The organism is Cobetia sp. SIMBA_158, assembly GCF_046566945.1.
Lineage (GTDB): Bacteria > Pseudomonadota > Gammaproteobacteria > Pseudomonadales > Halomonadaceae > Cobetia > Cobetia amphilecti.
Genome location: NZ_JAWJYL010000004.1, coordinates 144,070 through 170,577, shown reverse-complemented (window position 1 = coordinate 170,577; position 26,508 = coordinate 144,070). Strand labels below are relative to the sequence as shown.

At 63.9% G+C, this 26,508-nt stretch carries 23 protein-coding genes; 15 read left to right on the top strand and 8 right to left on the bottom strand.

All coding sequences use genetic code 11. From position 1 onward, the window contains the following. Window positions 1–50 precede the first annotated feature (50 nt). The 10 genes from surE (at window position 51) to R2R70_RS08440 (ending at window position 10,123) form a co-directional block, all read left to right on the top strand. Window positions 51–797 (top strand): 5'/3'-nucleotidase SurE, encoded by a 747-nt coding sequence (gene surE / locus R2R70_RS08485; protein ID WP_107336784.1) that lies wholly within the window; start codon window positions 51–53, stop codon window positions 795–797. A 184-nt stretch (window positions 798–981) separates the two neighbouring features. After that, complete coding sequence (locus R2R70_RS08480) at window positions 982–1,638, top strand: protein-L-isoaspartate(D-aspartate) O-methyltransferase (RefSeq protein ID WP_234368298.1); 657 nt, start codon at window positions 982–984, stop codon at window positions 1,636–1,638. Then, window positions 1,635–2,588, top strand: a complete 954-nt coding sequence (locus R2R70_RS08475) for a DUF368 domain-containing protein (RefSeq protein WP_410977802.1) — start codon at window positions 1,635–1,637, stop codon at window positions 2,586–2,588. The genes R2R70_RS08480 and R2R70_RS08475 overlap by 4 nt, the downstream gene beginning before the upstream one ends. Continuing rightward, window positions 2,581–3,834: a peptidoglycan DD-metalloendopeptidase family protein gene (locus R2R70_RS08470; protein WP_410977801.1), complete on the top strand. Its 1,254-nt coding sequence runs from the start codon at window positions 2,581–2,583 to the stop codon at window positions 3,832–3,834. The genes R2R70_RS08475 and R2R70_RS08470 overlap by 8 nt, the downstream gene beginning before the upstream one ends. A gap of 61 nt (window positions 3,835–3,895) precedes the next feature. Further along, complete coding sequence (gene rpoS, locus R2R70_RS08465) at window positions 3,896–4,873, top strand: RNA polymerase sigma factor RpoS (protein WP_043331399.1); 978 nt, start codon at window positions 3,896–3,898, stop codon at window positions 4,871–4,873. A 383-nt stretch (window positions 4,874–5,256) separates the two neighbouring features. Further along, window positions 5,257–6,627 carry a TolC family outer membrane protein gene (locus R2R70_RS08460; protein ID WP_410977800.1) on the top strand — a complete coding sequence of 457 codons (1,371 nt, stop codon included), beginning with the start codon at window positions 5,257–5,259 and terminating at the stop codon, window positions 6,625–6,627. A 380-nt stretch (window positions 6,628–7,007) separates the two neighbouring features. Next, a complete protein-coding gene (gene alr / locus R2R70_RS08455; RefSeq protein WP_248377019.1) occupies window positions 7,008–8,159 on the top strand; it encodes an alanine racemase in 1,152 nt (383 codons plus the stop codon). 60 nt (window positions 8,160–8,219) lie between these two features. Beyond that, window positions 8,220–9,137 (top strand): LpxL/LpxP family Kdo(2)-lipid IV(A) lauroyl/palmitoleoyl acyltransferase, encoded by a 918-nt coding sequence (gene lpxL, locus R2R70_RS08450; protein WP_054555555.1) that lies wholly within the window; start codon window positions 8,220–8,222, stop codon window positions 9,135–9,137. Window positions 9,138–9,145: 8 nt separating this feature from the next. Then, window positions 9,146–9,529: a TlpA family protein disulfide reductase gene (locus R2R70_RS08445; protein ID WP_043331395.1), complete on the top strand. Its 384-nt coding sequence runs from the start codon at window positions 9,146–9,148 to the stop codon at window positions 9,527–9,529. Window positions 9,530–9,961: 432 nt separating this feature from the next. Beyond that, complete coding sequence (locus tag R2R70_RS08440) at window positions 9,962–10,123, top strand: DUF1328 domain-containing protein (RefSeq protein ID WP_043331394.1); 162 nt, start codon at window positions 9,962–9,964, stop codon at window positions 10,121–10,123. A gap of 157 nt (window positions 10,124–10,280) precedes the next feature. On the opposite strand, the gene R2R70_RS08435 is transcribed toward R2R70_RS08440, so the two are convergent. The 5 genes from R2R70_RS08435 to R2R70_RS08415 form a co-directional block, all read right to left on the bottom strand. Next, entirely contained in the window at window positions 10,281–11,657 is a 1,377-nt protein-coding gene (locus tag R2R70_RS08435) for a DUF2254 domain-containing protein (RefSeq protein ID WP_107336204.1), read from the bottom strand. A gap of 332 nt (window positions 11,658–11,989) precedes the next feature. Next, complete coding sequence (gene ettA / locus R2R70_RS08430) at window positions 11,990–13,651, bottom strand: energy-dependent translational throttle protein EttA (RefSeq protein ID WP_166018833.1); 1,662 nt, start codon at window positions 13,649–13,651, stop codon at window positions 11,990–11,992. A 193-nt stretch (window positions 13,652–13,844) separates the two neighbouring features. Next, entirely contained in the window at window positions 13,845–14,090 is a 246-nt protein-coding gene (locus R2R70_RS08425; protein WP_043331391.1) for a PA3496 family putative envelope integrity protein, read from the bottom strand. 305 nt (window positions 14,091–14,395) lie between these two features. Next, window positions 14,396–14,836: a PAS domain-containing protein gene (locus R2R70_RS08420; protein WP_131432555.1), complete on the bottom strand. Its 441-nt coding sequence runs from the start codon at window positions 14,834–14,836 to the stop codon at window positions 14,396–14,398. 270 nt (window positions 14,837–15,106) lie between these two features. Continuing rightward, a complete protein-coding gene (locus R2R70_RS08415; protein ID WP_348471494.1) occupies window positions 15,107–16,414 on the bottom strand; it encodes an MFS transporter in 1,308 nt (435 codons plus the stop codon). A 354-nt stretch (window positions 16,415–16,768) separates the two neighbouring features. Between R2R70_RS08415 and R2R70_RS08410 the strand changes: the two genes are divergently transcribed. Then, window positions 16,769–17,092: a SelT/SelW/SelH family protein gene (locus tag R2R70_RS08410; protein ID WP_410977799.1), complete on the top strand. Its 324-nt coding sequence runs from the start codon at window positions 16,769–16,771 to the stop codon at window positions 17,090–17,092. A gap of 52 nt (window positions 17,093–17,144) precedes the next feature. Here R2R70_RS08410 and R2R70_RS08405 read toward each other — a convergent pair whose 3' ends face one another. Next, the gene (locus R2R70_RS08405; protein ID WP_107336207.1) at window positions 17,145–18,170 is read right to left on the bottom strand and encodes a zinc transporter ZntB; all 1,026 of its coding nucleotides are present in this window, start codon (window positions 18,168–18,170) and stop codon (window positions 17,145–17,147) included. A 144-nt stretch (window positions 18,171–18,314) separates the two neighbouring features. Here R2R70_RS08405 and R2R70_RS08400 point away from each other — a divergent pair, with 144 nt between their 5' ends. Beyond that, window positions 18,315–19,235 carry a DMT family transporter gene (locus R2R70_RS08400; RefSeq protein WP_279832366.1) on the top strand — a complete coding sequence of 307 codons (921 nt, stop codon included), beginning with the start codon at window positions 18,315–18,317 and terminating at the stop codon, window positions 19,233–19,235. Between the two features lie 39 nt (window positions 19,236–19,274). On the opposite strand, the gene ppk2 is transcribed toward R2R70_RS08400, so the two are convergent. Both ppk2 and R2R70_RS08390 read right to left on the bottom strand, forming a co-directional pair. Then, window positions 19,275–20,210: a polyphosphate kinase 2 gene (gene ppk2 / locus R2R70_RS08395; RefSeq protein WP_410977798.1), complete on the bottom strand. Its 936-nt coding sequence runs from the start codon at window positions 20,208–20,210 to the stop codon at window positions 19,275–19,277. Window positions 20,211–20,400: 190 nt separating this feature from the next. Then, a complete protein-coding gene (locus R2R70_RS08390) occupies window positions 20,401–21,141 on the bottom strand; it encodes an arylesterase (protein WP_410977797.1) in 741 nt (246 codons plus the stop codon). 92 nt (window positions 21,142–21,233) lie between these two features. Between R2R70_RS08390 and R2R70_RS08385 the strand changes: the two genes are divergently transcribed. The 3 genes from R2R70_RS08385 to glyA all read left to right on the top strand — a co-directional run bounded on the left by R2R70_RS08385 (window position 21,234) and on the right by glyA (window position 26,248). After that, entirely contained in the window at window positions 21,234–22,037 is an 804-nt protein-coding gene (locus tag R2R70_RS08385; protein ID WP_410977796.1) for an ABC transporter ATP-binding protein, read from the top strand. Then, window positions 22,030–24,753 carry an ABC transporter permease gene (locus R2R70_RS08380; protein ID WP_410977795.1) on the top strand — a complete coding sequence of 908 codons (2,724 nt, stop codon included), beginning with the start codon at window positions 22,030–22,032 and terminating at the stop codon, window positions 24,751–24,753. Before R2R70_RS08385 ends, R2R70_RS08380 begins: the two co-directional genes overlap by 8 nt. Window positions 24,754–24,985: 232 nt before the next feature. Next, entirely contained in the window at window positions 24,986–26,248 is a 1,263-nt protein-coding gene (gene glyA, locus R2R70_RS08375) for a serine hydroxymethyltransferase (RefSeq protein ID WP_153636359.1), read from the top strand. Window positions 26,249–26,508 lie beyond the last annotated feature (260 nt).

Below are 26,508 nucleotides of genomic sequence, written 5' to 3'. Positions count from 1 at the left end.
GCCGCCAGGCGACATGACGACTATCCGATGATTCGCAAAGGAGTGAGATGATGCGCAGGATTCTGCTTTCCAATGATGATGGCGTGCACGCTCCGGGGCTCAAGGCGCTGCATGACGCGCTGGCCGGGCAGGCACGCATTCGTGTGGTCGCGCCGGACCGTGATCGCTCAGGGGCCAGCAACTCGCTGACGCTGAGTCGGCCGTTGCTGCTGTCCGCGATGGAGAACGGCTTCTACAGCGTCGACGGCACGCCCGCGGATTGTGTCTATCTGGGCGTCAATGGCGTCTGGGACGAGAAGCCTGACATCGTGATTTCCGGTATCAACCATGGCGCCAACCTGGGCGATGACGTGCTGTATTCCGGCACCGTGGCGGCGGCGATGGAAGGGCGCTCGCTGGGCATGTCGGCGATCGCGATGTCACTGTGCGGCAAGACCCACTTCGAGACCGCTGGACGCGTGGCGGCGAGCCTCGTCGGCGCGGCCGAGACCCTGGCATTGCCGCCGCGCTCGCTGCTCAACGTCAATGTACCGGATGTGCCGTGGAGCGAGATTCGCGGCTTTCGCGTCACGCGTCAGGGCCACCGTGGCCCGGCGGGCGCCCCGATCGAGGTCAAGGACCCGCGTGGCCGCACCCGCTACTGGATCGCGCTGGCCGGCGATGGCATCGATGATGGCGATGACACCGACTTCGCCGCCATCGCGGCGGGCTATGTGTCCATCACGCCGTTGATGACGGATCTCACCTCCCACGGGGCGCGTCACGATGTGGCGCAGTGGCTCGAGGCGCTGGCCTGAGCGACGTAGCGCCAGCCAAGGCTCAAGATTTCGCTGTGAAGTCCTCGTTCGAAGGATATGAATCAAGACCATGAAGGACGTGTATCAGAACGCTTTCCCGCTTGCGCAGTCAGACAGCGCAGCGGGAATCGCCGGGCCCTTGCATCTCAGGCGACCGGACACGGCGCAGCTGAGCGGTATCGGCATGACGTCCCAGCGCACGCGAGACCGCATGGTGGCGCGCCTGGAGGATGCCGGCATTCGCGATGAGCGGGTGCTGGAGCTGATGGCCAGTGAGCCGCGTCATCTGTTTCTCGATGAGGCGCTGGCGCACCGTGCCTATGAAGATACCGCGCTGCCGCTGGGGCAGGGGCAGACCCTGTCCCAGCCTTACATGCATGCCCGCATGACCGAGCTTGCCCTGGCGCAAGCGCCGCGCCCGCGCGAGGAGTGTCGGGTGCTGGAGGTCGGCACCGGTTCGGGCTATCAGACATTGCTGCTGGCGCGTCTGTTCGCTCGGGTGTCTTCGCTCGAGCGCATCGCCGTGCTGCACGCCAGGGCCGTTCAACGCCTTGGCTGGTTCGGGCTCGACAATGTCGAGTTGCGCCATGCCGATGGTGGGCATGGCTGGCAGGACGATGACTCGGCATTTGATCTGATCGTGGTGACCGCCTGCGCACCGCATCTGCCGCAGGCGTTGTTGAAGCAGTTGGCCCCGCAGGGGGTGATGATCGTGCCATTGGCCGAGGACGACAGTGATCGTCAGTGGCTGACACGAGTGCGCCACGTCGGCGACACTCAGGATATTCAGCGGTTCGAGGCTGTGCGCTTCGTGCCGTTGCTCGAGGGAGTGATCAGGTGAAACGAGCTTTGAGCGTGTTCTTCAAGGGCGCTGGCATGGGGGCGGCGGATGCCGTGCCCGGGGTATCAGGCGGCACGATTGCCTTCGTGACCGGCATCTATGAAGAATTGATCGAGTCCATCAAGCGCTTCGGCCCCTCCGCCATCGGCGTATGGCGTGAGCAGGGCTTCAAGGCGCTGTGGCAGCATTTGAATCTGGCCTTTCTGCTGCCGCTGGTCGCTGGCATCTTCGCCAGCCTGATCAGCGTGGCGCATCTGGTGACCTGGCTGATGGACGAGCAGCCGCTGCTGCTCAATGCCTTCTTCTTCGGGCTGGTGGTGTGCTCCGGGGTGGTGGTCGCGCGGCGTATCACCACCTTCCGGATGGGCTATCTGGTGTGGTTGGCGCTGGGGCTGGTGCTGGCCAGCAAGTTGCCCAGCCTGTTGCCTGCCGCCACCGATGCCTCCTGGGTGCTGGTGGTCGGCGGCGCCATCGCCATCAGTGCCATGCTGCTGCCGGGCGTTTCCGGCAGCTTCCTGTTGCTGACCATGGGCCTCTACGGCACGGTGATGACTGGCATCAAGAGCTTCGATCTGCAACTGATCGTACTGTTCGGCAGCGGCTGCGCCATCGGGCTGTTCACCTTCTCGCGTTTGTTGTCGTGGTTGTTTCGTCATCATCACACCGCGACACTGATGCTGCTGACGGGCTTCATTCTCGGCTCGCTGCCGGTATTGTGGCCGTGGCGCACCATCACCGATTATCGTCTGGGACCCAAGGGTGAACAGGTTCCGCTGGATTACCACTTCATGATGCCGGATACCTATACCAGTGTGACCGGTGAGCCTGCCCAGCTGTGGGCGGCACTCGCCCTGATGCTGGCCGGCGTATTGCTTGTCTGGTTTGCCGGAGAGCGCTCCGGCCCGGATGACGACTCCAGCAATTCCCGCAAGGAGCAGGAACATGCGTGACAGGATGGACAAGGGAATCAAACTGACGTTGGCAGGTCTGGCGCTGGGTGCGCTGACAGCCTGCAGCACGGCGACCACTCGCCCGCAGGTGCAGGACCTCAACGCCGGCAATGCGCGTATCACCTCCGACACCTATACCGTTCAGCGCGGTGACACCCTGTATGGCATCTCCTGGCAGAGTGGCCAGGATTTCCGGGATGTGGCGCGCATGAACGGCTTGAATCCGCCCTACACCCTGCAGCCGGGGCAGACGCTGCGACTGGACCCCAACACCCAGCTGCCGGCCAGTGCGGCGGGCGCTTCCGGCACGAGCGTCGCCTCGAGCGGTGGCGTCGTTGCCACGCCGATGGGCGGGGGCAGCGACAGCTCGATCGCCGGCGGCAGCGAACTGCCTGACTGGCTGGCGCCGGATGAATCCGCCATGGCTCAGCAGCAACAGCGCACCAGCCAGGCCCAGTCGCTGACGACCGGCTCGGGTGGCGTGTCATCGGCCGCCACCGGCGCCGCGGCGGCTGCCGGGCTGGGGCCTGTCTACCAGGAAGGCAGTGAAGAGGCACTCGCCGAGACGGCGCGCAACTCAGCCAATGACAGCGCAGAGCAGGCCAGCAGCAGTGCTGAGCAGGCCAGTAGCTCGGCCAGTCAGACAGCCAGTCAGACGGCCAGCGAGGCAGCTGCCAGTGCGGCCGCCGCCCAGGCCGAAGCGCGCAAGGCTGCCAAGGAAAAGGCCGAGCAAGCCGCCGCTGCCGCCGCAGCAGAGCGTGAGAAAGCGGCCGCTAGCGTGAAAAATGAGGCTGCCAAGGTTGAAAAGGGCACCAACGTTGCTGGCGAAACCGCCAAGGCTGCACCGGCCAAGAAGACCTATGTCCCAGTAAAAAACGTTGACTGGCAGTGGCCTACGCAAGGCGAGATCATCGGCAAGTTCGGCGAGTCCGAGAGTGTCACCGGCGGCATTGATATCGCTGGTCAAAAGGGGCAACCTGTCAAGGCAGCAGGGCCGGGAATCGTGGTCTACGCCGGAAGCGGAGTACGTGGTTACGGTAACCTCATCATTCTCAAGCACAACGACCGCTATCTGAGCGCCTACGCCCACAACGACACTCTGCGTGTATCAGAGAACGATGTGATCGACGCCGGACAGGTCATCGCCACTCTGGGAGCCACTGACGCTGAACGTGCGCAGCTGCACTTCGAGATTCGCGAGGATGGGCAGCCCAAGGACCCACTGAAATTCCTGCCTAAACGCTGATTCCCACCGCTGCCACAACAACAAGTTCCTGGCACCAGACCAGAGACAACGGGGTATCGACATGAGCATGCTGGAAAAGGATATCGATCAGGCTGAGGTTGAGTTGTCCCTTGAGGATGTCGAGGAGGACGACGATACGCTTGAGGCAGAAGCGGAAGAGGCGGCATTCGAACGCGCCTTGAATCGTGAAGAGCGCAAGCACTACCAAAGCCTGGATGCGACCCAGATCTACCTCAACGAGATTGGTTTTTCCCCGTTGCTCAAGCCCGAGGAGGAAGTCTACTTCGGGCGTCTGGCACAGGCGGGCGACCCCGCCGGTCGCCAGCGCATGATCGAGTCCAACCTGCGTCTGGTGGTCAAGATCGCGCGGCGCTATCTGAATCGTGGTCTGTCGCTGCTCGACCTGATCGAGGAGGGCAATCTGGGGCTGATCCGCGCGGTGGAGAAGTTCGACCCCGAGCGCGGCTTCCGTTTCTCGACCTACGCCACCTGGTGGATTCGCCAGACCATCGAGCGGGCGCTGATGAATCAGACGCGCACCATTCGTCTGCCGATTCACGTCGTCAAGGAACTCAACATCTACCTGCGTGCCGCGCGCCAGCTGACCCAGAAACTGGATCACGAGGCCACCGCGGAGGAGATTGCCGACTTCCTCGACAAGCCGGTCGATACCGTCAAGAAGATGCTGGGGCTCAATGAGCGCGTGTCATCCGTCGACTATCCGATGGGTGGCGAGAGCGACAAGCCACTGATCGAGACCATCGCCGACGAGAATGACACCAGTCCGGAGTCCAGCCTGGTGGATGTCGACGTCAAGGCGCATGTCGATGAGTGGCTGGCGGAACTGACCGAGAAGCAGATGGAAGTGGTGGTGCGCCGCTTCGGGCTGCGCGGTCATGAAGCCGCGACGCTGGAGGAAGTGGGCGAGGAGATCGGTCTGACGCGTGAGCGGGTGCGTCAGATCCAGGTCGAGGCGCTCAAGAAGCTGCGGCGCATGCTCGAGAAGCAGGGGCTGACGCTCGAATCCATCTTTGAATGATGCGCGGGCACAGTCGTCATGGCTGTCGATACCCTGATGCAGGTTGCCAGTGACAACGGCCCGCTCGTGATTCGAGCGGGCCGTTTTCATATTGTGTCATCATTATTCTGGCAGAGTGGGGGCATTCTGACGCACTGCGCTCGAGTACAGGATGTCCCATGACACTGTTGTCAATTTGGAAACGCTGTATCGTGCAACAAAGTTAGCCAACTAACTGGACGCCCAAAAGAGCGACGATTAGACTAAGGCCACTTTTTCCACGACCCGCTTGAGCAGGGCTGAGGCAGTAGTCCAGCCGATGTGTGAGCTACCTTTTACCTTGTCCTGGTGCTTTCGAGGCGCCATGCAGGTCACGACTGTCACTGATCAGGAACAACGCATACATGGCCAACATTCGCATACTGCCACTGGTGCTGGCGATGGGTTTTGCGACCCAGGCTCAGGCTGCCAATCTGCTCGACATCACGCGTGATGCATTGACCCACAACGCCAGCCTGTCCTCCTCTCGCTCGCTCTATCAGAGCGTCGAGGACAATGAGCGTATCGAGCTTTCTGACCTGCTGCCCCAGATCACTGCCACGGGAACCGTGTCGCGTACCGATGTCACCGGCAATTCCCAGAGCGGCACCGAAGGCGATTACACCGACAGCAATATCGTGGTCAACGTGAACCAGCAGCTGTTCGATGCCGCCGACTGGTATGAGCTCGCGACCAGCAAGGACACCACCCGTCAGCAGAAACTGCTGCTGGATTCCGATCAGCAGCAGCTGCTCTATGATGTGGCGTCTGCCTATTTCACCATCCTGAACAATCGCGATGTGCTCGATGCGCGTATCGCCCAGGAAAAGGCCTTCTCCCGCCAGCTGGACCAGGCCAATCAGCAGTTCGAGGTCGGTCTGATCGCGATCACGGATGTGCAGGAAGCCAAGGCATCATTCGATGACGCGCGTGCCCAGCGCATCGCGGCCGAAGCCGATCTTCAGGTCAGCTTCGAGGCCCTGCAGCAACTGACGGGCCAGCAGTACGATTCCATCGATGGTCTGGAAGAAGATCTGGCGATCGAAGCGCCGGTGCCGGCCAGCCGCGGCAAGTGGGTCGAGATGGCATTGTCCAACAACCCGCTGATCGGTGCTGCCCAGAAGGGTGTCGACGTCGCCAGAGGCGATGTGAAGACCTCCCGCGCAGGCCACCTGCCGGAAGTTGGCGCCTTCGCGACCTACTCCTACGATGAAACCGACATCGATACTGCCGGGGGGTATCAGGAATACAACCAGATCGGTATCCAGGCCTCCCTGCCGATCTATACCGGTGGCCGCACCTCCGCCCAGGTGCGTCAGAGCACCCATCTGCTCGAGCAGAGCCAGTACGACCTGCTCGATCAGCAGCGCTCCACTACCCAAAGCGTGCGCTCGCTCTACAGCCAGGTGCGCAGCGACGTCCTGACCGTCAAGGCGCGCAAGCAGGCGATCGTCTCCAGCCGCAGTGCACTGGAAGCGACTCGCTCCGGTTATGAAGTCGGCACCCGTAACATCGTCGACGTGCTGGACGCCGAGCAGGCCCTGTATCAGGCGCTGGCGGACTACGCCTCTTCGCGTTACACCTATGTGCTCGACCTGCTCAACCTGCGTCAGGCGGCAGGTATCATCGATATCAACAGCGTGCGTGACCTCAACGAGAGCCTCAAGGCAGATCGTCAGGTGTCCCTGGTGCTGAATGATGAGAGCTCCGACGAGCTGGAAAACGCGACGCCCTGATCGTCCCGCTCTGGCTATCGCCACGTGCTGCATACACCCCCGCAGGCCCTGCCTGCGGGGGTGTATGCGTTTTGGGGCATGCGTTTGAGGGCATCAGTGGGTCAGGCCACTGATCGTCAGGCATGTGTTCAACAGGCAAGTGATGGCCAGACACCAAGGTGCCGAAAAAGCAGCGCGCAAGGGCAGCGCGGCCTGGAGGTAAGCGGTTTTGCGGTTGTTTCGGACGAAAATCCTGCGTGTTTTTTAACAGGCAGTGGTTTCTATCGGTAATTTGGGGAAAGTTTGGTGGTTTTCAGCGTGACCTGACGGCGATGATGGAAAATAATTGAGGGGCTTGCTCTGCTGTCTGTCATTTTCACCTATCACCCTGGAGTCCCCACATGTCCCGCCCACTGCGCGCTGATATTGATCTCGATGCACTGCGTCACAACTATCAGCTGGCCTGCGAGCTGGCGCCGCATTCTCGCGCCCTGGCCGTGATCAAGGCGGACGCCTACGGGCATGGTGCGGTGGCGTGCGCGCAGGCACTGGCGGATCTCGCCCCCGCCTTTGCGGTGGCCACGATAGAGGAGGCGCTGGCGCTGCGGGCGGGCGGCATCTCTCATCCGATCGTGCTGCTTGAGGGGGTGTTCGAGGCCGCGGAGTACGCCCTGGCGGCCGAGCATGACTTCTGGTGCGCCATCCACAGTGAATGGCAGTTGGCGGCCCTCGAACAGAGTGAGCTTGCGCAGCCCTTGTCCTGCTGGATCAAGTTCGACTCAGGGATGCATCGTCTCGGCTTCACGGCCGAGCAGGTGCTGGACGCCAAGGCGCGCCTCGAGGCGTGTGGCAAGGCGCGTGATCTACACCTGATGACGCACTTCGCCAGCGCCGACAGCCTGACACCGGACTACTTCCAGCAGCAGATGGCCGCAGTGACAGCCCTGGCGGCCGAGGCAGAGCTGCCGCTGTGTCTGGCCAACTCACCGGCGACGCTTGCCTGGCCAGAGACGCATGCGGCCTGGAACCGCCCGGGAATCATGCTCTACGGAGCAGACCCGCTGGAAGGCGCCAATGATGCCAGTCGGCGCCTGAAGCCTGTGATGACGCTGTCTTCGGCCATCATCGCCGTGCGTGAGATCGCCATCGGCGAGCCGGTAGGGTACTCGGGGCGCTTCGTGGCCACGCGTCCGACGCGTATCGGTGTCGTCGCCTGCGGCTATGGTGATGGCTATGACCGCCACGCCGTGGATGGCACGCCAGTGCTGGTGGATGGTCAGGAAACGGTGCTGGCCGGCAAGGTGTCGATGGACATGCTGACGGTGGATATCACGGACCTGCCCGAGGCGGGTGTCGGTTCACGTGTGGTGCTGTGGGGCGAGGGGCTTGAGGTCAATCGCGTCGCCGCCAGCTGCGACACCATCAGCTATACGCTGCTGACGGGGCTGCTGCCGCGCGTGCCCAGACACTATCATGGCGGCGTTGGCAGTGTGGCGGACGACAAGGGTGTCGCGCAGTTGGCCAGCGCTCAGCCGCTGGATACGCACGCCTGACCTGACGGCAAGGCTCGCGCGGTCTACAATGGCCGCCGTTGCCCGTCGAACGAGAGAGTCATGGCCAAGAAGAGCTATCCCGAGAGTTTTGCACACCCCCGCTACTGGCTGACCTGGCTGGGCATCGGTGCCATGAAGGCTTCGGCCTATCTGCCCTGGTGCGCCAAGTTGTGGCTGGGGCGTGGCCTTGGTGAGCTGGCATGGCGCTTCGGCAAGCGTCGTCGTCATATCACCGACACCAACCTCAAGCTGTGCTTTCCCGAGTGGAGCGAGGCGGAGCGCGCGCGTCAGGTGCGCAAGACCTTCCACGCCAACGGCATCGGTATCTTCGAGACGGCCACCGGCTGGTGTCGTGATCCTGAGCACATGCGTGATCGCGTGACCTTCAAGGGGCAGGAGCACATGGAGCGCGCCATGGCCCAGGGCAAGGGGGCGCTCATCGTGGGCATCCACTTCTCGACCCTGGATCTGGGCGGCGCACTGCACTCGCTGTTCTTCCCGGCCGATGTCGTCTATCGCCCCCACGACAACCCGCTGTTCGAGCGCTTCATGACCCGTGCGCGCAATCGCATCTTCGGGATCGCCATCGATCGTCACGACCTGCGGGGCGTGGTGCGTCGCATCAAGAGCGGCCATGGCGTGTGGTATTCACCGGATCAGGACTTCGGCCGCGAGGTCAGCGTGTTCGCGCCGTTCTTCGGCATCGATGCCGCCTCCATCAAGTTGACGGCCAAGATCGCCCGCATGACGGGCGCGCCGGTGATGCCCTTGATGTTCCACCGCAATCCGGACAATCGTACCTATACGCTGGAGTATCTGCCGGCGCTGGACAACTTCCCGAGTGGCGATGACGTCGCCGATGCCACGCGCATCAACGCCTTCATCGAAGGGGCGATCCGCAAGCATCCCGAGCAGTATCTGTGGCTGCACCGTCGCTTCAAGACACGTCCCGAGAAAACCGATCCGTCCCTGTACTGAGGTGAACCATGAGCAACGACATCTCTTCTCACGTCACCCTGGCCGAGGTGGAAGCGCGGCTGGCCGCTGGCGATACCTTCGTGCTCAATCAGGTCGCGGAATGGTGCCCGGATTGCACCGAGCGTCAGCGTCCGGCATTGCCTGCCTTCGAGGCGGCGCTTGCCCGTGGCGGTCTGCCACTGGTGACCTTATGCGTGCAGCAGACCCGTGGGGTCTATCTCAGCGATGCTCATGCACAGCTGAGTGAGCGCATCGGCGGTGCGGGCTATCCGCGCACCTTGCTGGTTCGCCACGGCCAGCCGGCGAGCCTAGATAGTGGATTGAACCGCGTCGAGGTGATGAGCGAGCCCGATCTCGTCGCCTACGCCGAGGCCTTGATCGCCGCGCTGTAGCGACCGACACCCCTGGCATCGATCATCCGCCGCTGTCAGGGGGATGACGCGAGTGATGCACACAGCAAAGACCCCCGTTCGGCATCTCGCCGTACGGGGGTCTTTGCTGTGTAAAGCGGCACCCGACAAGCAACATCACCTGCCCGAGCTGCATGCGTGCGGTCAACCGAGTGCCGCCCATCGTGTGCCTATGACAAGACGTGCGGATGACGGGGCAGGCTTTCAACCCATCAGAAGGGCTGAGGCAAATTCTTTTACTCAAGTGCGACATCATGTTGACAAAGCTTTAGTTTATTACCATCTTGGCAATAACGAGTCAGGTGGCTGACACACTTCCTGATCGCCGCTTTCAGCACCCTGGAGTGCGCCTGAGGCGTCATCCGTCAGGGGCTGACTCCGCTGCGACAATTCTCACATGCATAAGGAATTGACATGCTCAACTACGCCATCATCTTTCTGATCGTCGCTGTCATTGCCGCCGTACTGGGCTTCGGCGGCATCGCCGGCACCGCAGCGACCATCGCCAAGGTCCTGTTCGTGATCTTCCTGGTGCTGTTCCTGGTGTCCTTCTTCAAGAGCCGCCGCAAGCCGTGAGGCTCTGATTCCCTGCCACGGGTCAGACTGACGGCAACAGTCCGCAAGCCGTCACGTGATCGGATAGCACGACTTTGAGATAGTACGAGTCAGAGACAGCAACGCCCGCGACGGTGATCGACCGTCGCGGGCGTTGCTCGTTCAGGCGCTGGCCTTTTCACCACTGAGGGCTGGGCAGGTTCAGACGATGGTGACCGGCCTGCAGGCCGTGTTCGATGAAGCGACGATCCACCTCGAATTCGGCCTGGGCGAGAATCGCCTCCACCACCTTGTCGGCATGCTGTTGCAGCAGCACCAGATGGCCGTACTGCGCGCCCATCAGGGACAGGGTCTTCAACAGCTCCAGCAGGGCCAGACAGATCGAGAGGTCATCACGGCCATAATGCAGAATCGGCGTGATGGAGCGGTAGAGGAGGCTTGCGAAGGACTCCATCTGCCAGCTGACGCGCACGGCCTTGTGATCATCCACGCAACAATTGCACAGCGGAACCGACATGCGCTCGCTGAGCAGCTCCGTCAGCTGGTGCATGCACAGCCGTGCCGTGCCGGGGTCATTGATGCCGGGCGACAGCGCCTTGATGGCAACTTCCATCAACTGGGTCAGGCCATGCTCGTGCAGGTCCTCGACGGACTCCCCATCCAGATAGCCAAGCGCGGCACGCAGATTCTTGATCAACTCGGCCTGCTGCTCTTCATCGAGTTCTTCCCCCGCCGTCGCGCCCTCTGGCAGGCCGTTGGGCCACTCGATGCGCATCAAGGGCATGCCGCTGACGATGAAGGCGCCCAGCGCGAAATCCAGATGCACCACCATGTCATGCTTGATGGCCAGCTGGCGCAGCGCCGAGAAGTCGACCTGCTGGATGTAGCCGCGCCGTCGTGCCCGCAGCAGCTGGCACTGGTCGTCGTCACGGCTGACCTCGCGCTCGCAGAAGCCATCGTCACGATTGCGCTGACGCAGGCGCTCCAGCGAGAGGCGGGTGCGTCCGGACAGGCGCCGCGCGACGGCATTGATCTGCACCGACTGGGATACCTGATGGATGAAGTAGACGAACATCCCCAGGCAATTGACCATCATCAGCACGCCCAGATAGACCGCCAGCGAGCGCCACAGGGTTGGGGAGTCGCCCGTATTGGGCACCATCAGGTTGACCAGCAGGAACAGCAGGCTGCCCAGGTAGTGGCCGAGTACCAGCTGATGATGACGCTCGGTCACCAGGCCCAGCAGCAGCTTGTGGGAGAACTGCGCGCCGGCCTGGGTGAGCACGCTCATCACCATGGTGAAACTGAAGACCATCAGCGAGATCAGGCCGCCGACTAGCGCCGCCAGCAGAGTGCGCGGGGTGTCATGTTGCTTGAAGGTCAGTGCTTCGAAAAAGTCGCTATTCGGCAGCGAGGAAGGGTCCGGCAGCCCGGAGGGCATCACCGAGATCAGTCCCAGCAGGGTATAGACCATGGCCAGCATGCTGGGGAGATAGGCGATGCTGGTGGTCCAGGTTCGCAGCCACATGAGGGGTTGCTGTAGCCAGCGATTCATAGACGATTCCCGAACGGATGGATTGGCAATCTCCTGTTATGACGGCTCGCGCCGAGTACTGCAAGTCAGCATGACGTGCTGGCAGGAGGGTTCAGGGGGTGAGGAGGGGAGGAAAGCAGCAGAACAGTAGTGCTGAACAAGGTGTACAGAGCGGGCAGAACCGAACAGGGCAGGCAGAGCGGGCAGAACCGAACAGGGCAGACAGAGCGGACGAACTGGAACAGACAGACTAGAACGAACAGCAGGGCCCGATGGCAAGACGCCCCCACCGGGGGACCGGTGAGGGCGTCTAGCGGCTTGCGTCGATCAGCGTGGCTGACCCCGCCGGCTCATCAGGCGTCGATACGCTTGTACTTCATGCGTTTGGGAGCATCGTTGCCGACACGCGCGTGATAGTCCGCTTCGTACTCGGTATAGCTGCCTTCGAAGAACACCACGTTGGAGTCACCCTCGTAGGCGAGGATGTGGGTCGCGATGCGATCCAGGAACCAGCGGTCGTGCGAGATGACCATCGCGCAGCCCGGGAAGGCCAGCAGGGCTTCTTCCAGTGCACGCAGGGTCTCGATGTCCAGGTCGTTGGACGGCTCATCCAGCAGCAGCACGTTGGCAGCCTGCTTCAGGGTCTGGGCCAGCTGCAGACGGCCACGCTCACCACCGGACAGATCAGACAGACGCTTCTGCTGGTCAGTGCCCTTGAAGTTGAAGCGGCCGACATAGGCGCGCGACGAGACTTCATGGCCATTGATGTTGAGCATGTCCTGACCGCCGGAGACAGCTTCCCAGACGGTCTGATTGTCTTCCAGACCATCACGCAGCTGCTCGACGTAGGCGACCTTGACGGTCTCGCCCAGCACGACTTCGCCGCTGTCCGGGGTGTCCTTGCCGGTCACCAGCTTGAACAGCGTGGACTTGCCCGCACCGTTGCCGCCGACGATACCGACGATGGCACCCTGGGGAATGGTGAAGGACAGATCATCGAACAGCAGCTTGTCGTCGAAACGCTTGGTGACGTTGTGCAGCTCGATGACCTTGTCGCCCAGGCGTGGTCCCGGCGGAATGTAGATCTCGTTGGTCTCGTTGCGCTTCTGGAAATCACCGGACTGCATTTCCTCGAAGCGGTTGAGACGCGCCTTGCTCTTGGCCTGACGGCCCTTGGGATTCTGACGAACCCACTCGAGCTCCTGCTGAATGGCCTTGTTGCGCGAGGCTTCCTGCTTGGCTTCCTGCTGCAGGCGAGCGTCCTTCTGCTCGAGCCACGAGGAATAGTTGCCTTCGAAGGGGATGCCCTGGCCACGGTCCAGCTCGAGAATCCAGCCAGCGACGTTGTCGAGGAAGTAGCGGTCGTGGGTGATGGCGACCACGGTGCCGGCGTAGTCGTGCAGGAAGCGTTCCAGCCAGGCGACGGATTCGGCGTCCAGGTGGTTGGTCGGCTCGTCGAGCAGCAGCATGTCCGGGCTCGAGAGCAGCAGACGGCACAGTGCGACACGGCGGCGCTCACCACCGGACAGCACGCCGACATTGGCATCCCACGGCGGCAGGCGCAGTGCTTCGGCGGCCACTTCCAGCTTGCGCTCGAGGTTGTGGGCGTCAGAGGCCTGGATCAGGTCTTCCAGCTTGGCCTGACGCGCGGCGAGGGCGTCGAAATCGGCGTCCGGCTCGGCGTAGGCGGCATAGACTTCATCAAGTTCGGTCTGGGCGTTCTTGATGTGGGCCAGGGATTCTTCCACGCACTCGCGCACGTTCTTGGAATCATCCAGTTCCGGCTCCTGGGGAAGGTAGCCGACATTCAGACCCGGCATGGGACGTGCTTCGCCGTTGTAGTCCTGATCGACGCCGGCCATGATGCGCAGCAGCGAGGACTTGCCCGAGCCGTTGAGACCGAGCACACCGATCTTGGCACCCGGGAAGAAGGACAGCGAGATGTCCTTGAGAATCTCGCGCTTCGGGGGAACGACCTTGCCCACCCGGTTCATGGTATAGACGTATTGCGCCATGGAATCCCAATTTGGTTGGAGAATGGAATGACGCGCAGATGATAGTGCCCGGCGTCACGCTTGGCCAGCCGGGCAGCCTGTGCCAGGCGAGCGCGGCGACTCACTGCATGACATTCCCTGTCCTGACGTCGACCCCTTCCATGGCCTGTCCGCTCCCTGGCATCCCTTCCCCTGCACGCCGCTGAAGGCGAGCTTACTCCTCTTCGCCCCAGTCACTGGCGTCGATCAGATCATCGTCGTCGGCTTCATCGTCCCAGCCTTCGCGGATGGAGCGAGCCAGGGCGCGCTCCTCGAGCAGGGCTTCAAGGCGTTGGCGGGAGTCATTGCGTTGTGGCTTGGCAGGTGCGCTGGAAGGCGACAGCTCGAAGTCCACATCGGTGGGGCTGTCTTCGGCGAGTGCCGTGGCATCGATATCATCGAGGAATTGTTCACGGGCCATGGGCGGACCTCACGATCTTGGAACGACCTACCCGATATCCAGCGCCTGGACTGGCCTGTGATATCGGGCACCGCCAGCGGCGATGCGCCGAAGGCTCTCTGGCTATATACCGCCCGTTGACGAGGATGACAAGCCTTTCGCTCAGCCCGACAGGGCTTTCGCCAACTGCCAAAGGCGAGAGGCCCACAACGACAACGCCCACCGGTGGGGTGGGCGTTGTCGTTGTGGGCGCAATGCGGTGCCTGATCTTCAGTGACTGCTCTTCAGTGACCGTTCTTCACTCAGCGGCCTTGAGCGTCCGGCGCTCAGTTGGACTCGCCGGGGTGCTCCGCGCGCAGGCGTTCCAGCTCTTCCTTGGCGGTCATCAGGCCGGTGACATCCTTCTGGACACCAACGAAATACTGCAGGTTGTCATGCTCATCGAAGACCGGTGTCATGGAAAGTTCATTCCAGAACAGGCTGCCATCCTTGCGATAGTTGCGAAGTATCTCGCGGCACGGGCGCTTGTCGCGCAGCGCGGCACGGATGTTGTCCAGCTGCGGCTGATCGCGGTCATCATTCTGCAGGAAGCGGCAATCGCGGTAGAGAATCTCGTCGGCGCTGTAACCGGTGAGGCGCTCGAAGCCCTGATTCACGTAGATCAGGATGTTCTCATCGCCTTCCTGTTCCGCCACCACGATGCCATCGTCCGAGGCATTCACGACTCTCTCGAGCAGCTCGGGGCTGATCATGTGGGGTCTTTTCATCTGACTCTGATCCTTGCGGCTTAAGAACCCGGCCATGAAGACCGAGCCCGAGAGTACGGGTATAGGGTGCCTGTCCGTGTGCCCGGACATTCCAGCACCATGATCGGTTTCACTATGGCGGGGAGACGCGGCTTATGCAATCGCAGCCGCTAATGTGACAGGGCCCGACATCGTTGTCAGGTCTTGTCAGCGTAAGAGTCGATCAGATAAATAAGAGTGAGAGAGGGGTGCAGGGGTAACAGGGGAGCCGTCACGCCTGCCCCGGCATGCTCAGTCGTCCTCCACCTCCGGCAGGCGCTGTGCGCAGAGCGCGGCACAGGCCGCGACGACCGCCAGAATCATCAGCAACCATTCACTGCCCAGCCACTGGGCGAGCCCGCCGATCAATAGCCCCAGTACCAGCATCAGCACGCCGGTCAGGGTGTTGGAGAGTGCGACGTAGAGGGCGCGATTGTCAGAGGTGGCGAGATCGACCACGTAGGTCTTGCGTCCCAGGCGGATACCGGCGTGGGCGATCACCAGCAGTCCGTAGACCAGCGCGTAGCTCCAGATATTGTCGGCCAGCGCCTGTGGCCACCAGGCCATGCTGCCGGCCAGGGCGCAGCAGACGGCAGCGCCGGCCCCTGCGTTGCGCATCACGCGGCGGCTGGAGGTGTCGGCCAGCCTGCCCCAGATGGGGCTGGCCAGCATGCCGGCCAGTCCTGACACCACCACCAGCACGCCCAGTCCGCCCAGGCTCTCACCGCTCTGCTGCTGGCCGAGCAAAGCGATATAGGGCAGTGCCAGCGCGCTTGAGAGCAGCAGGGCGCGTGCCAGATTGAAGTTGCGGAAGGCGGCGTCATGCTTGAGCTGGATGACCCCGTCGCGCACTGTTTCCCAGGCATTGGCGCCGCCGCTGGTGGCACCGCTGTCCTCGCGGATCATGGCGGCGCACAGGGCATTGAGTGTCCAGCCCAGCGCCGCGATGGCCATCAGTATCGCCAGCACCTGCTGCCCGGGCTGCTCGCCCAGCAGCATCAAGGCGACACCGGCCAGCAGGGTCATCGCCCCCGCCACACTGCCGCTCCAGCCCATCAGGCGCCCGCGGCGCTTCTTGGCGATGGTCTTGCCCAGCACGTCCTTGGTGGCGATGGAGGCCACCCCGCGCCCGAGCGACAGCAGGATCAACAGGATCAGAACCAGGCTGCCCGCGAGGGTGCCATCAAGCCCGTGACGCGCGGCGAAGTTGCCCTCGGCAAGCAGGCTGATCATCACCAGCCCCAGTGCCATCAAGGCCTGGATGGAGGCCCCGGCGACCCACACCCACTTGCGTTGCGGCAGTGGGCGAATGAAGCCTGCCACCAGCAGCTGAGGCAGCAGGGCGCCCGCCTCGCGAATCGGCACCAGCAGCCCCACCATCCACACCGGCGCCCCGATCAACCCCAATAGCCACGGCAGCACCAGCCGCGCACTGGCCATCTCGTCGGCCAGCTTGGTGCCCAGCGAGGCCAGCAGGTGACGCCAGAAATTGCCGGGTTGCTGGTGGCAGGCATCCTCGGAGATGTCCTTGCACATGCGCGAATCTTCATCGCCGGTCATGCGCTCGAAGAAGCGACTCTGACCGCTGCCCGACGGCCTCTCGTGGGCTTTGTCTGCAGACTCCCGCTCAGTCTCGCGGTCTTGAGCGTCTGACGGTGAGGAGGCCTCGGTAGAGGAAGACAGGGGTGACATGTGGCCAGGGCTCCGCTATCGGCGTCATGTACGGGAAGTCGTGATGCAGATCACGCCCGTGTCGCCGGTTGAAGAAGGATCGATCGCAGTGCGACGTCAACTGAAGGAATGACTGCGCCGAGTATAGTTTATGTATAGTTTGTGTGTAGGTTTTTGGTGTTGACCATTGCGCGACAGTGCAGTGAAGTGATCATTACATCATTGATTGGAGTAGGCACCACCATGGATCAGGCATCCACGCTGAAAGTCCGGATTCACTACTGCACCGGCTGCAACTGGCTGTTGCGAGCGGCCTGGTATGCACAGGAACTGCTGTCCACCTTCGGAGAAGACCTCGGTGAGGTGGCCTTGGCGCCGAGTCACGGCGGCCATTTCGAGGTGCTGTGCCAGGCCACTCCTGATTCGGAGTGGCTGGTACTGTGGGAGCGCAAGCGCGACGGCGGCTTCCCCTACAGTCGTGACCTCAAGCAGCGCGTGCGTGATGTGCTCGATCCTGAGCGCGATCTGGGCCATATCGACCGCGCCAGCCGCGAGCAGGGCTCGTAAGCAGCGCTTGTAAGTAGCGCTTGCAAGCAGCTCCGCTACGCCATGGGTTCGTTCACCACCACTTCTTGCGCTTGAGCAGCCACATCTGCATCGCCACCACGCCCAGCGTGATGCCGACGAAGGCAGCGAAGCCCCACTGGCTGTCGCTGCCCGGTATGCCGCCGACGTTGACCCCCAGCAGGCCGGTGAGAAAGCCCAGCGGCAGGAAGACGGCGGTGATGACTGACAGCAGATACATGCGCTGGTTGAGCTGCTCGTTGTGCTCGCTCATGCGCTGTTCATGGATGATCAGCGCGCGCTCCTGCATGGCCTGGAAATCCTCCACATAGCGCGACAGCTGGTTGGCGATCTCGCGCAGGTCCAGACGCGCCTGTTCATCGATCCACAACGGCCCCTGGGAGAGTTGTGCCAGACAGTCGCGCTGCGGCCCCATGAAGCGTCGCAGGGTGATCAGGGGGCGCCGCAGGCGGGTAATGTCATCGGGGTCGATCTCGACATCATTGAGCTGGTCTTCCTCGATGATGGCGAGCTGCTCATCGAGGCGATGGCTGAGCTCCGCCACGCGATCGACCAGCGCATCGCTGAGCATCGCCAGCAGCCAGGAGATGCTTTCCGCGCCCTGGCCGGCTTCCAGTTGCTCTCGCACCTGAGTGATCGACTGGAATGGCCGGCGGCGCAGGGTGATCAGGCGGGTCGGGCTCATCCACAGGCGCAGTGACAGCAGGTCCTCCGGCGCGGCGCCGGGATTGAGGTTGATGCCGCGCAGCGTGGTGACCATGCCTCCGCCGAAGCGCGCCACGCGCGGGCGGGTGTCCAGCTCGGTCAGGGCCTCGATGCTCGGCTCATCCAGCTGGGCAAGGTCGTCCAGGTAGTCATTGACGTCGCCGCGGGTGTAATCGAGGTGCATCCAGATCAGCGCTTCGGGGTCCTGCCATTGCTCGCGCAGGCTGTCATCATCGAGCAGGCTGGCGCCGCCCTTGCCATCCAGGCGATAGGCGCTGACCAGTGCCGTGGTCGGGGCATCTCCCGCGGGGAGCACAGGTGCCGGCGCGGCTTGCGGATCGGTGGCATCAGTCATTCACGAAATTCCTTTTTGGTGGCGCGGCTTGCAGCAGCGGGCAGGGCACGCGATGCTCGAATGTCAGGCCGTGGGCATTGTCGCTGCCATCGCCATGACACTCATCGCCAGGAAGGCGATACCCGAAATGCGAGGAAGGATGCCATGAGTCAGGATAGGGAAGCCATGCTCTACGGTCTGGGCGCCGTGGCCCTGTGGTCGACGGTGGCGACCGCCTTCAAGCTGGCGCTTGAGCAGATGTCGCCGCTGGAGCTGGTATGGCTGGCGGCACTGGTGTCGTGGCTGTTGATCGGCGTGCTGATGTGGCGTCAGGGCAAGCTGCGCGAAGCGCTCACCACTGGCTGGCGGGGCGGCTGGCGTACGGCACTCTGGGCCGGACTGATGAATCCGGTCGGCTACTATCTGGTGCTGTTCGGCGCCTACGCGCGTCTGCCGGGCCAGGAGGCGATGGCGCTCAATTACACCTGGGCGCTGGCGATGGCCTTTCTCGCCGTACCGATCCTCGCGCAGCGTCTGACGCGCATCGATGTCGCGGCGGGGCTGATCGCCTACGCCGGTGTGTGGACCATCGCCACGCGTGGCGAGATATTCGATGTCGCCTTCGCCGACCCGCTGGGCGTCGGGCTGGCGCTGGGCTCGACCCTGCTGTGGGCGCTCTACTGGTTGCTGAATGCACGTGACCCGCGCGCGCCGCTGGTCGCCCAGTGGCAGAATTTCAGCATCGCCTTGCCGGTGCTGACGCTGCTGGTGGCCTTCGGGCCGGGCTTTGGCAACTTCATCGGTGAGAGCGCCAATCCTCAGGCGCTGACGGCGGGCATCTATGTCGGCCTGTGCGAGATGGGCATTGCCTTCGTGCTCTGGCAGCTGGCGGTGCACAAGGTGTCGCGCACCGCCAAGGTCTCCAACCTGATCTTCCTGTCGCCGCCCATCTCATTGACGCTGCTGCACTTCATCGTCGGCGAGCCGATCCTGACCTCGACGCTGGCGGGGCTGGTACTGATTCTGGCCGGACTCGGCCTGCAGCAGCTGCAGAAGGCACCGGCGGAGCTGTCACAATCGACCTGAGCGAGCCGCGCCGTCGGCGCACAGCCCGCGACTCGATCGTCAGTCGTCGGGCAGGATGAGGCGATCGGCATCCACCACGATCAGCGGGTCCGGGGTGCCGATCATCTTCTTGTCCTTGCCGGGGTAGTCGAGCTGACTGAGCACATGGCGCAGCGCGCCGATACGGGCCCGGCGCTTGTCGTCGGAGCGGATCAGCGTCCAGGGCGCATGATCGCTGTGCGTGCGCGCGAACATCGCCTCGGCGGCATCGGTGTACTCATCCCATTTCTTCTGCGCCACGGCGTCCATCGGTGACAGCTTCCAGTGGGTCAGCGGGTCGGCGGCGCGCTTGGCGAAGCGGATCGATTGCTCCTCGCGGGACACCGAGAAGTACAGCTTGACCAGGTGCAGGCCATCCTCGACCCACAGGCGCTCCTGCTGGGGCACCTGCACCAGAAAGCGTTCGACTTCCTCCGGGGTGGCGAAGCCCATCACCGCCTCGACCCCCGCGCGGTTGTACCAGCTGCGATCGAACAGCACGATTTCGCCACTGGTGGGAAAGCGCGAGACATAGCGCTGGAAATACCACTGACCCTTTTCCGTCTCGTTGGGCTTGTCGAGAGCGACGATGCGCGCGAAACGCGGATTGAGATACTCCATGAAGCGCTTGATGGTGCCGCCCTTGCCGGCGGCGTCACGCCCCTCGAACACGATGGCCAGGCGTCCGCCACTGTCGCGCAGCCAATGCTGCACCTTGAGCAGCTCGATCTGCAGCGCGCGCTTCTCGGCCTCATAGACCTTGCGCTTGAGGCGCTCGTCGTAGGGGTAGGCGTCACTGGAGACCGGCCCTAGCGTCATGCGCGGGGCATCGCCAGTGGCGTGCTTCTTGCTGGCCTTGCCCTTGGCGTCCTTGCGCTTGGCATCCTTGCTCTTGGCATCCTTGGCCTTCGAATGCGCCTTGCCGGCATCCGCCTTCCTGTTGTTGGATTTACTCATGGCAGTACTCCCTGTGAGGATGGGGCCAGGCCCCGACGACCGACGAATCGGGCTGATGACGTCAGCGCTGCAAGGCCTCATGGCCCAGATGGCCTGCCTGACAGGCACTGATCAGGCAGGCGCGGATTGTCATCTCGCGGCAAGGTAGGCGCATGCAAGCTGTCGTGACATGAGCCGCGCCTGATATGGATCACTCTGCTGATGCCGTGTGTTGCGCCAGTGGCGCGAGTGTCGGCCAGATGGTGTCGAGCAGCTGAGGTTGCGCCTTGGCGGTGGGATGAATGCGGTCCTGCTGCATCAGCTTCTCGCTGGCCGGGGCCGTGGCGATGCCCTCGAGGATGAAGGGCACCAGCGGCACGGAATATTCGTCGGCCAAGTCCCGATAGACCTGACGGAAGGCATCGGTGTAGGCCGGGCCGTAATTGGGCGGAATCTCGATGCCGAGCAGCACAGGCTGGGCATCGGCGTCCTCCACGGCCTCGATCATGCTGGCCAGATTGGCCTGCATGCGGGCGGGGGGCAGGCCACGCAGGCCGTCGTTGCCGCCCAGTTCGATCATCACCAGTGAAGGGTCGTGTCGCTCGAGGAGTGCCGGCAGACGGTTGAGGCCGCCTTCGGTCGTGTCGCCGCTGATGCTGGCATTGATGACCTCTGGCGCATCGCTGCCCAGGTTGTCCTCGAGGCGCTCGTCGAGCAGCGCGACCCAGCCCTGACTGCTGTCGATGCCGTAACCGGCCGAGATGGAGTCACCGACCACCAGCCACGGGGCCGGCGCATCGGCCAGCGCCACCTGAGGCGTCAGCACGGCCACGAGGGCCAGTGCCGAACTGGCGAGGGCATTGCGCAGCCGCTTGAGTCCCGGCGTGCCGAGGGCTTTGCCGCCGCTCGCCAGGCACTGGGTGCCACGGCGATTCACTAGCCATTTCTGCATTCATCATCTCCATCATCTGCACACTATTCATACCCGTTTCGGGGTCTGGAGTTCGTGCCCACCCCGTTCTCTACCATAAGCGAGCAGACACGATGTCACATAACGCCTCCATTAACGACGCGACGCATGCGTCGGATCAAACCTCGTCAGACGCGCAGGCCAGCGCAACGCCTGCGCCGGTGCTGGAAGTGAGCGGGCTGGCGCAGCGGGTGACCAGTGGCGAAGGGCGCCTGACCATCCTCGAGGACCTGGAGCTTGCCGTGCAGGCCGGGGAAAGCGTCGCCATCATCGGGGCCAGCGGTTCCGGCAAGTCGACGCTGCTGGGCCTGCTGGCGGGGCTGGACAGCCCGAGCGAGGGTGATATCCGCCTGTTCGGAAGCTCGCTTGCGGGGCTTGATGAGGATGGCCGTGCGGCGCTGCGCGCGGGACAGGTCGGCTTCGTGTTCCAGAACTTCCAGCTGCTGCCGACGCTGACGGCGCTGGAGAACGTGCTGATGCCGCTGGAGCTGGCCCCGCAGGGCGATATCGAGGCGCAGGCGCGTGACTGGCTGACGCGGGTCGGGCTTGCGGAGCGACTCGATCACCTGCCGCGTCATCTGTCCGGCGGCGAGCAGCAGCGCGTGGCCATCGCGCGCGCCTTCGTCGCGGGGCCGGGGCTGGTGTTCGCCGATGAGCCGACCGGCAATCTGGATACCGCCACCGGCGAGCGCATCGCGGAGCTGCTGTTCACCCTCAACCGCGAGCGTGGCACCACGCTGATTCTGGTCACCCATGATCTGACGCTGGCCAGGCGCTGTGATCGCTGCCTGAATCTCGAGGCCGGCAAGCTGGTGGAGTGGAAGGATGAGGCGAGTGCGCCGGCCGTGGCGACGCCACAAGGAGGCGACGATGTCTGAGTCCCGGGTGTCTGACCGCGCGGCGACATCTTCCGCCAACGCGCAGCGCCCGCGTGGGGCGCGCCTGCCGCTGGCGCTGCGTGGCCTGCTGCGTGACCTGCGCGCCAGTGATGTGCGCGCGCTCTTTCTGGCGCTGATGCTGGCGGTCGCCGCGACCACCATGATCGGCTTCTTCCTTGACCGTCTCGACCGTGGCCTCAATCGCCAGGCGAGCCAGCTGCTCGGCGGGGACCTGGTACTGGAGTCCAGCAACCCGCTCGACCCGCGTTTCGCCGAGGCCTTCCGCGCGGCGGGGCTTGAGATGTCGCCGCAGCTGGGCATGGTCTCGATGGCCTCGCACGGCGACAGCTTCGTGCTGTCGAGTCTCAAGGCGGTGTCGCCGGGCTATCCGCTCGCCGGCCGGGTGGAACTGGAGTCGGATGCCTCGGGCGAGGATGCGCAGGCGCCAGGCACCAGCTCGCGCGCGGAGATTCCGCCGCCGGGCGAGGCGTGGATCGTGCCGCGCCTCGCCATGGCACTGTCGGCCGAGGTTGGCGATACCCTGACGGTCGGGCGCAAGCAGCTGACCATCAGTGGCCTGATCACGCGTGAGCCTGATCAGCAGGGCGGCTTTTCCGAGTTCAGTCCGCGCCTGATGTTCAACATGGAAGATCTCGACGCCACCGGTCTGATCCAGCCCGGCTCGCGGATGGAATATCGCCTGCTGGCGGCGGGCGATCCGGCGGCGGTGCAGCAGGCGCGTGACGCCATCGCGCCGCTGCTGGCGAGTGCCGACAACGCCGAGGTGCGGCTCAAGGACGTGCGCGAAGACCGCCCGCGCCTGGGGCGCTCACTGGAGCGTGCCGACAAGTACCTGAGTCTGGCCGGGCTGGTGGCGGTGCTGCTGGCCGGGGTCGCGGTGGCGATGTCGACGCGCCGCTATGTGGAGCGCCACCTGGATAGCGCCGCGCTGTGGCGCTGCTTCGGTGCCTCTCAGCGTCAGCTGTCACGGCTGTTCGCGGCCCAGCTTGGCTGGCTGGCCCTGCTGGCGAGTACCGGGGGTGCTGTGTTGGGCCTGTTGGGACAGATGGGATTGGTGGCGCTGCTGGAGCGCTTCCTGCCGCTGGAGCTGCCCGCACCGGGGCCGCTGCCGCTGGCATTGGGAATTCTGACGGCGCTGGCGGTGCTGGTCGGTTTCGCCGGCCCGATGCTGCTGCGTCTGCGTCAGGTCAGCGCGCTCAAGGTACTGCGGCGTGAACTGGCCCCGCTGCCTGCCTCGGCGTGGGTGGTGGTGGCGATCGCCAGTCTGGTGTTCGGCGCCTTGATGTGGCTCTACTCGGGTGACCTCATGCTGGCGGCCGGCCTGCTGGTCGGTGGCATCATCGCGCTGGGTCTGCTGATGGTGGTGGGGCAGCTGCTGCTGTCGCTGATGCTCAAGGTGGTGGCACGCATGCGCGGTCAGGGCGGCTGGAGCCGGCCGATTCGCCTCGCCGGCGGCATGCTGGCCAGGCGGCGCGGTGCCAGCCTCGGCCAGCTGGTCGCCTTTGCCGTGACCTTCGCGGCGATGGCGTTGATCGCGCTGGTACGCGGTGACCTGATCACCCGCTGGCAGGCGCAGATTCCGACCGATGCGCCCAATCACTTCGCGATCAATATCCAGCCCGGAGAGCAGCAGGCCTTCGGCGAGCAGCTGACCGCGATGGTGGATGAGCAGGCCGGTGACAGCCAGAGCGAGCTCTACCCGATGGTGCGTGGTCGCATCACGGCGCTCAAGGGCGAAGCCCTGCTGGGACGCACCCAGCAGCGCCTGCAGGCAGCCCAGTCGGATCAGCCGGCGGCAGGCGGCATGCAGGAAGGACGCAGCGACGAGGGGGACGGCGAGCAGCAGGGCGTCCCGCAGCGTGAGCTGAACCTGACCTGGCATCGTGATCTGCCGGATCACAACCGCCTGTCGGCGGGCGAGTGGGCGCCGATCAGTGATTTCGCCGATGCAGACAGCGAGATGCGCAGTCGCCGCGCCGCCACGCAGGGCGTGCCGGTGTCGATGGAGGAGGAGCTTGCCGAGCGCATGGGGCTGGTCATCGGTGACAGCCTGTCGTTCACCATCGGCAGCGAGACCGTCAAGGCGCAGGTGGTCAATCTGCGCCATGTCGACTGGGACAGCTTCCTGCCCAACTTCTACGTCATCTTCCCGCCCGGTGCGCTCGAGAGTTTCGCCCACAGCTACATGACGGCGTTTCATCTCGAGGATGAGCGCAAGCTGGCGCCGCTGGTGCGTGACTACCCCAGCGTGTCGTTGATCAATATCGACGCCATCCTGACCCGCGTGCAGGAGCTGATCGCCCAGGTGTCGCGCGCGGTGGAGCTGATTCTGGGGCTGGTGCTGCTGGCGGGGGCCAGCGTGCTCTACGCGGCGCTGGTGGCCAGTCGTCCGGCACGTGAGCACGAAGGCGCGCTGTACAAGGTGTTCGGCGCCGGTCAGGGGCTGCTGGCACGCCTGCAGGCCGCTGAGTTCGTGCTGCTCGGCCTGCTCAGTGGGCTGCTGGCGGCGATGCTCGCCGAAGGCGCGGCGGTCGGACTCTATTCCGGCTGGCTGGGGCTGCCGGTGGTGCTGCATCCGTGGCTGTGGGTGCTGCTGCCGCTGGCGGGCGGCGTGTTGATCGGCGGGCTGGGCTTCTGGCTGTCGAGAGAAGTGAGGCGCCAGCCGCCGATGGCGGGGCTGCGCGCCCTGCAGTGAGCGCCATCAGGCCTCGTCATCGCAGCGCCGGATGATGACGCCTGACGACCTCAACCTGCGGCCTCATGATCGTTGTCTCGGTCATGGGGCCGTCTTGCGTTAACAATGATGCTGATTCATGTGAATCGGACCGCTGGCTGAGGTATCATGCTGGTCCTGATCTTACCCCCAGATGGCGAGCCGGCCGCGCCGGAATTCGCTGTCGTCATCACCCTTCAGGCGAGGACACCCGATGTTCACCCGTGACATGCAGATTGCCGGTTTTGATGATGCGCTCCTGAGCGCCATGGACGACGAAGTCGTTCGCCAGGAAGCTCACATCGAGCTGATCGCCTCCGAGAACTACGCCAGCCCCCGCGTCATCCAGGCGCAAGGCTCCCAGCTGACCAACAAGTACGCGGAAGGCTACCCGGGCAAGCGTTACTACGGCGGTTGCGAGTTCGTCGACAAGGTCGAGCAGCTGGCCATCGATCGTGCCTGCGAACTGTTCGGTGCCACCTACGCCAACGTTCAGCCGCACGCCGGTTCACAGGCCAACAGTGCCGTCTTCCAGGCGCTGGTCTCGCCGGGTGACACCATTCTGGGCATGAGCCTGGACGCGGGTGGCCACCTGACTCACGGTGCACGTCCGAACTTCTCCGGCAAGCACTACAACGCCGTGCAGTACGGTCTGGGCGAGAACGGCCTGATCGACTACGCCGAAGTCGCGCGTCTGGCGCGTGAGCACAAGCCGAAGATGATCATCGCCGGCTTCTCCGCCTACTCCCAGATCATCGACTGGGCCGAGTTCCGCAAGATCGCCGACGAAGTGGGTGCCTACCTGCTGGTCGACATGGCCCACGTGGCCGGTCTGGTCGCCGCTGGCGTCTACCCGAGCCCGCTGCCCCACGCCCACGTCGTCACCACCACCACGCACAAGACCCTGCGCGGTCCGCGTGGCGGCCTGATCCTGTCCGCCGAAGGCGATGCCGACATCGAGAAGAAGCTGAACTCCGCTGTCTTCCCGGGTGGCCAGGGTGGCCCGCTGATGCACGTCATCGCGGCCAAGGCAGTGTGCTTCAAGGAAGCGATGGACCCGGCCTTCACCACTTACCAGAAGCAAGTGGTCAAGAACGCCAAGGCGATGGCGTCCGTGTTCCTGGAGCGCGGCTTCGAAGTCGTCTCCGGCGGCACCGAAGACCACCTGTTCCTGCTGTCTCTGGTCAAGCAAGGCCTGACCGGCAAGGACGCTGACGCTGCGCTGGGCCGTGCCCACATCACCGTCAACAAGAACGCCGTACCGGGTGACCCGCAGTCGCCGTTCGTCACCTCCGGTCTGCGTATCGGCACTCCGGCCGTCACCACGCGTGGCTTCCAGGAGCAGGAGTGTCTGGAACTGGCCGGCTGGATCTGCGATATCCTCGATGCGATGGTCGCCGGCGATTCCGCCGCTGCCGAAGCCGAGGTGCAGGCCAAGGTCTCCGCCGTCTGTGCACGTCTGCCGGTCTACGCCTGAGGCGTGACGAGGTGCCAGCCCGGCTGGCCCTCACCGTAGCAGTGCTGACAGTGGCGTAACGCTGTCATGCACCAGACAAAAAAACGCCTGTCGCGCAAGCGGCAGGCGTTTTTTTGTGCCCGCACCACGGCCAGCCGAGGCCGAGTGGTGTGATGCACAGCGGGGTGGGAGAGTGGTCAACCAACGCTCAGAAAGATCAGCCTGTGCCTGGGAGCGGACGCGCTACGCTATTCTCGATGCCGGACACACTCTGCTCATCT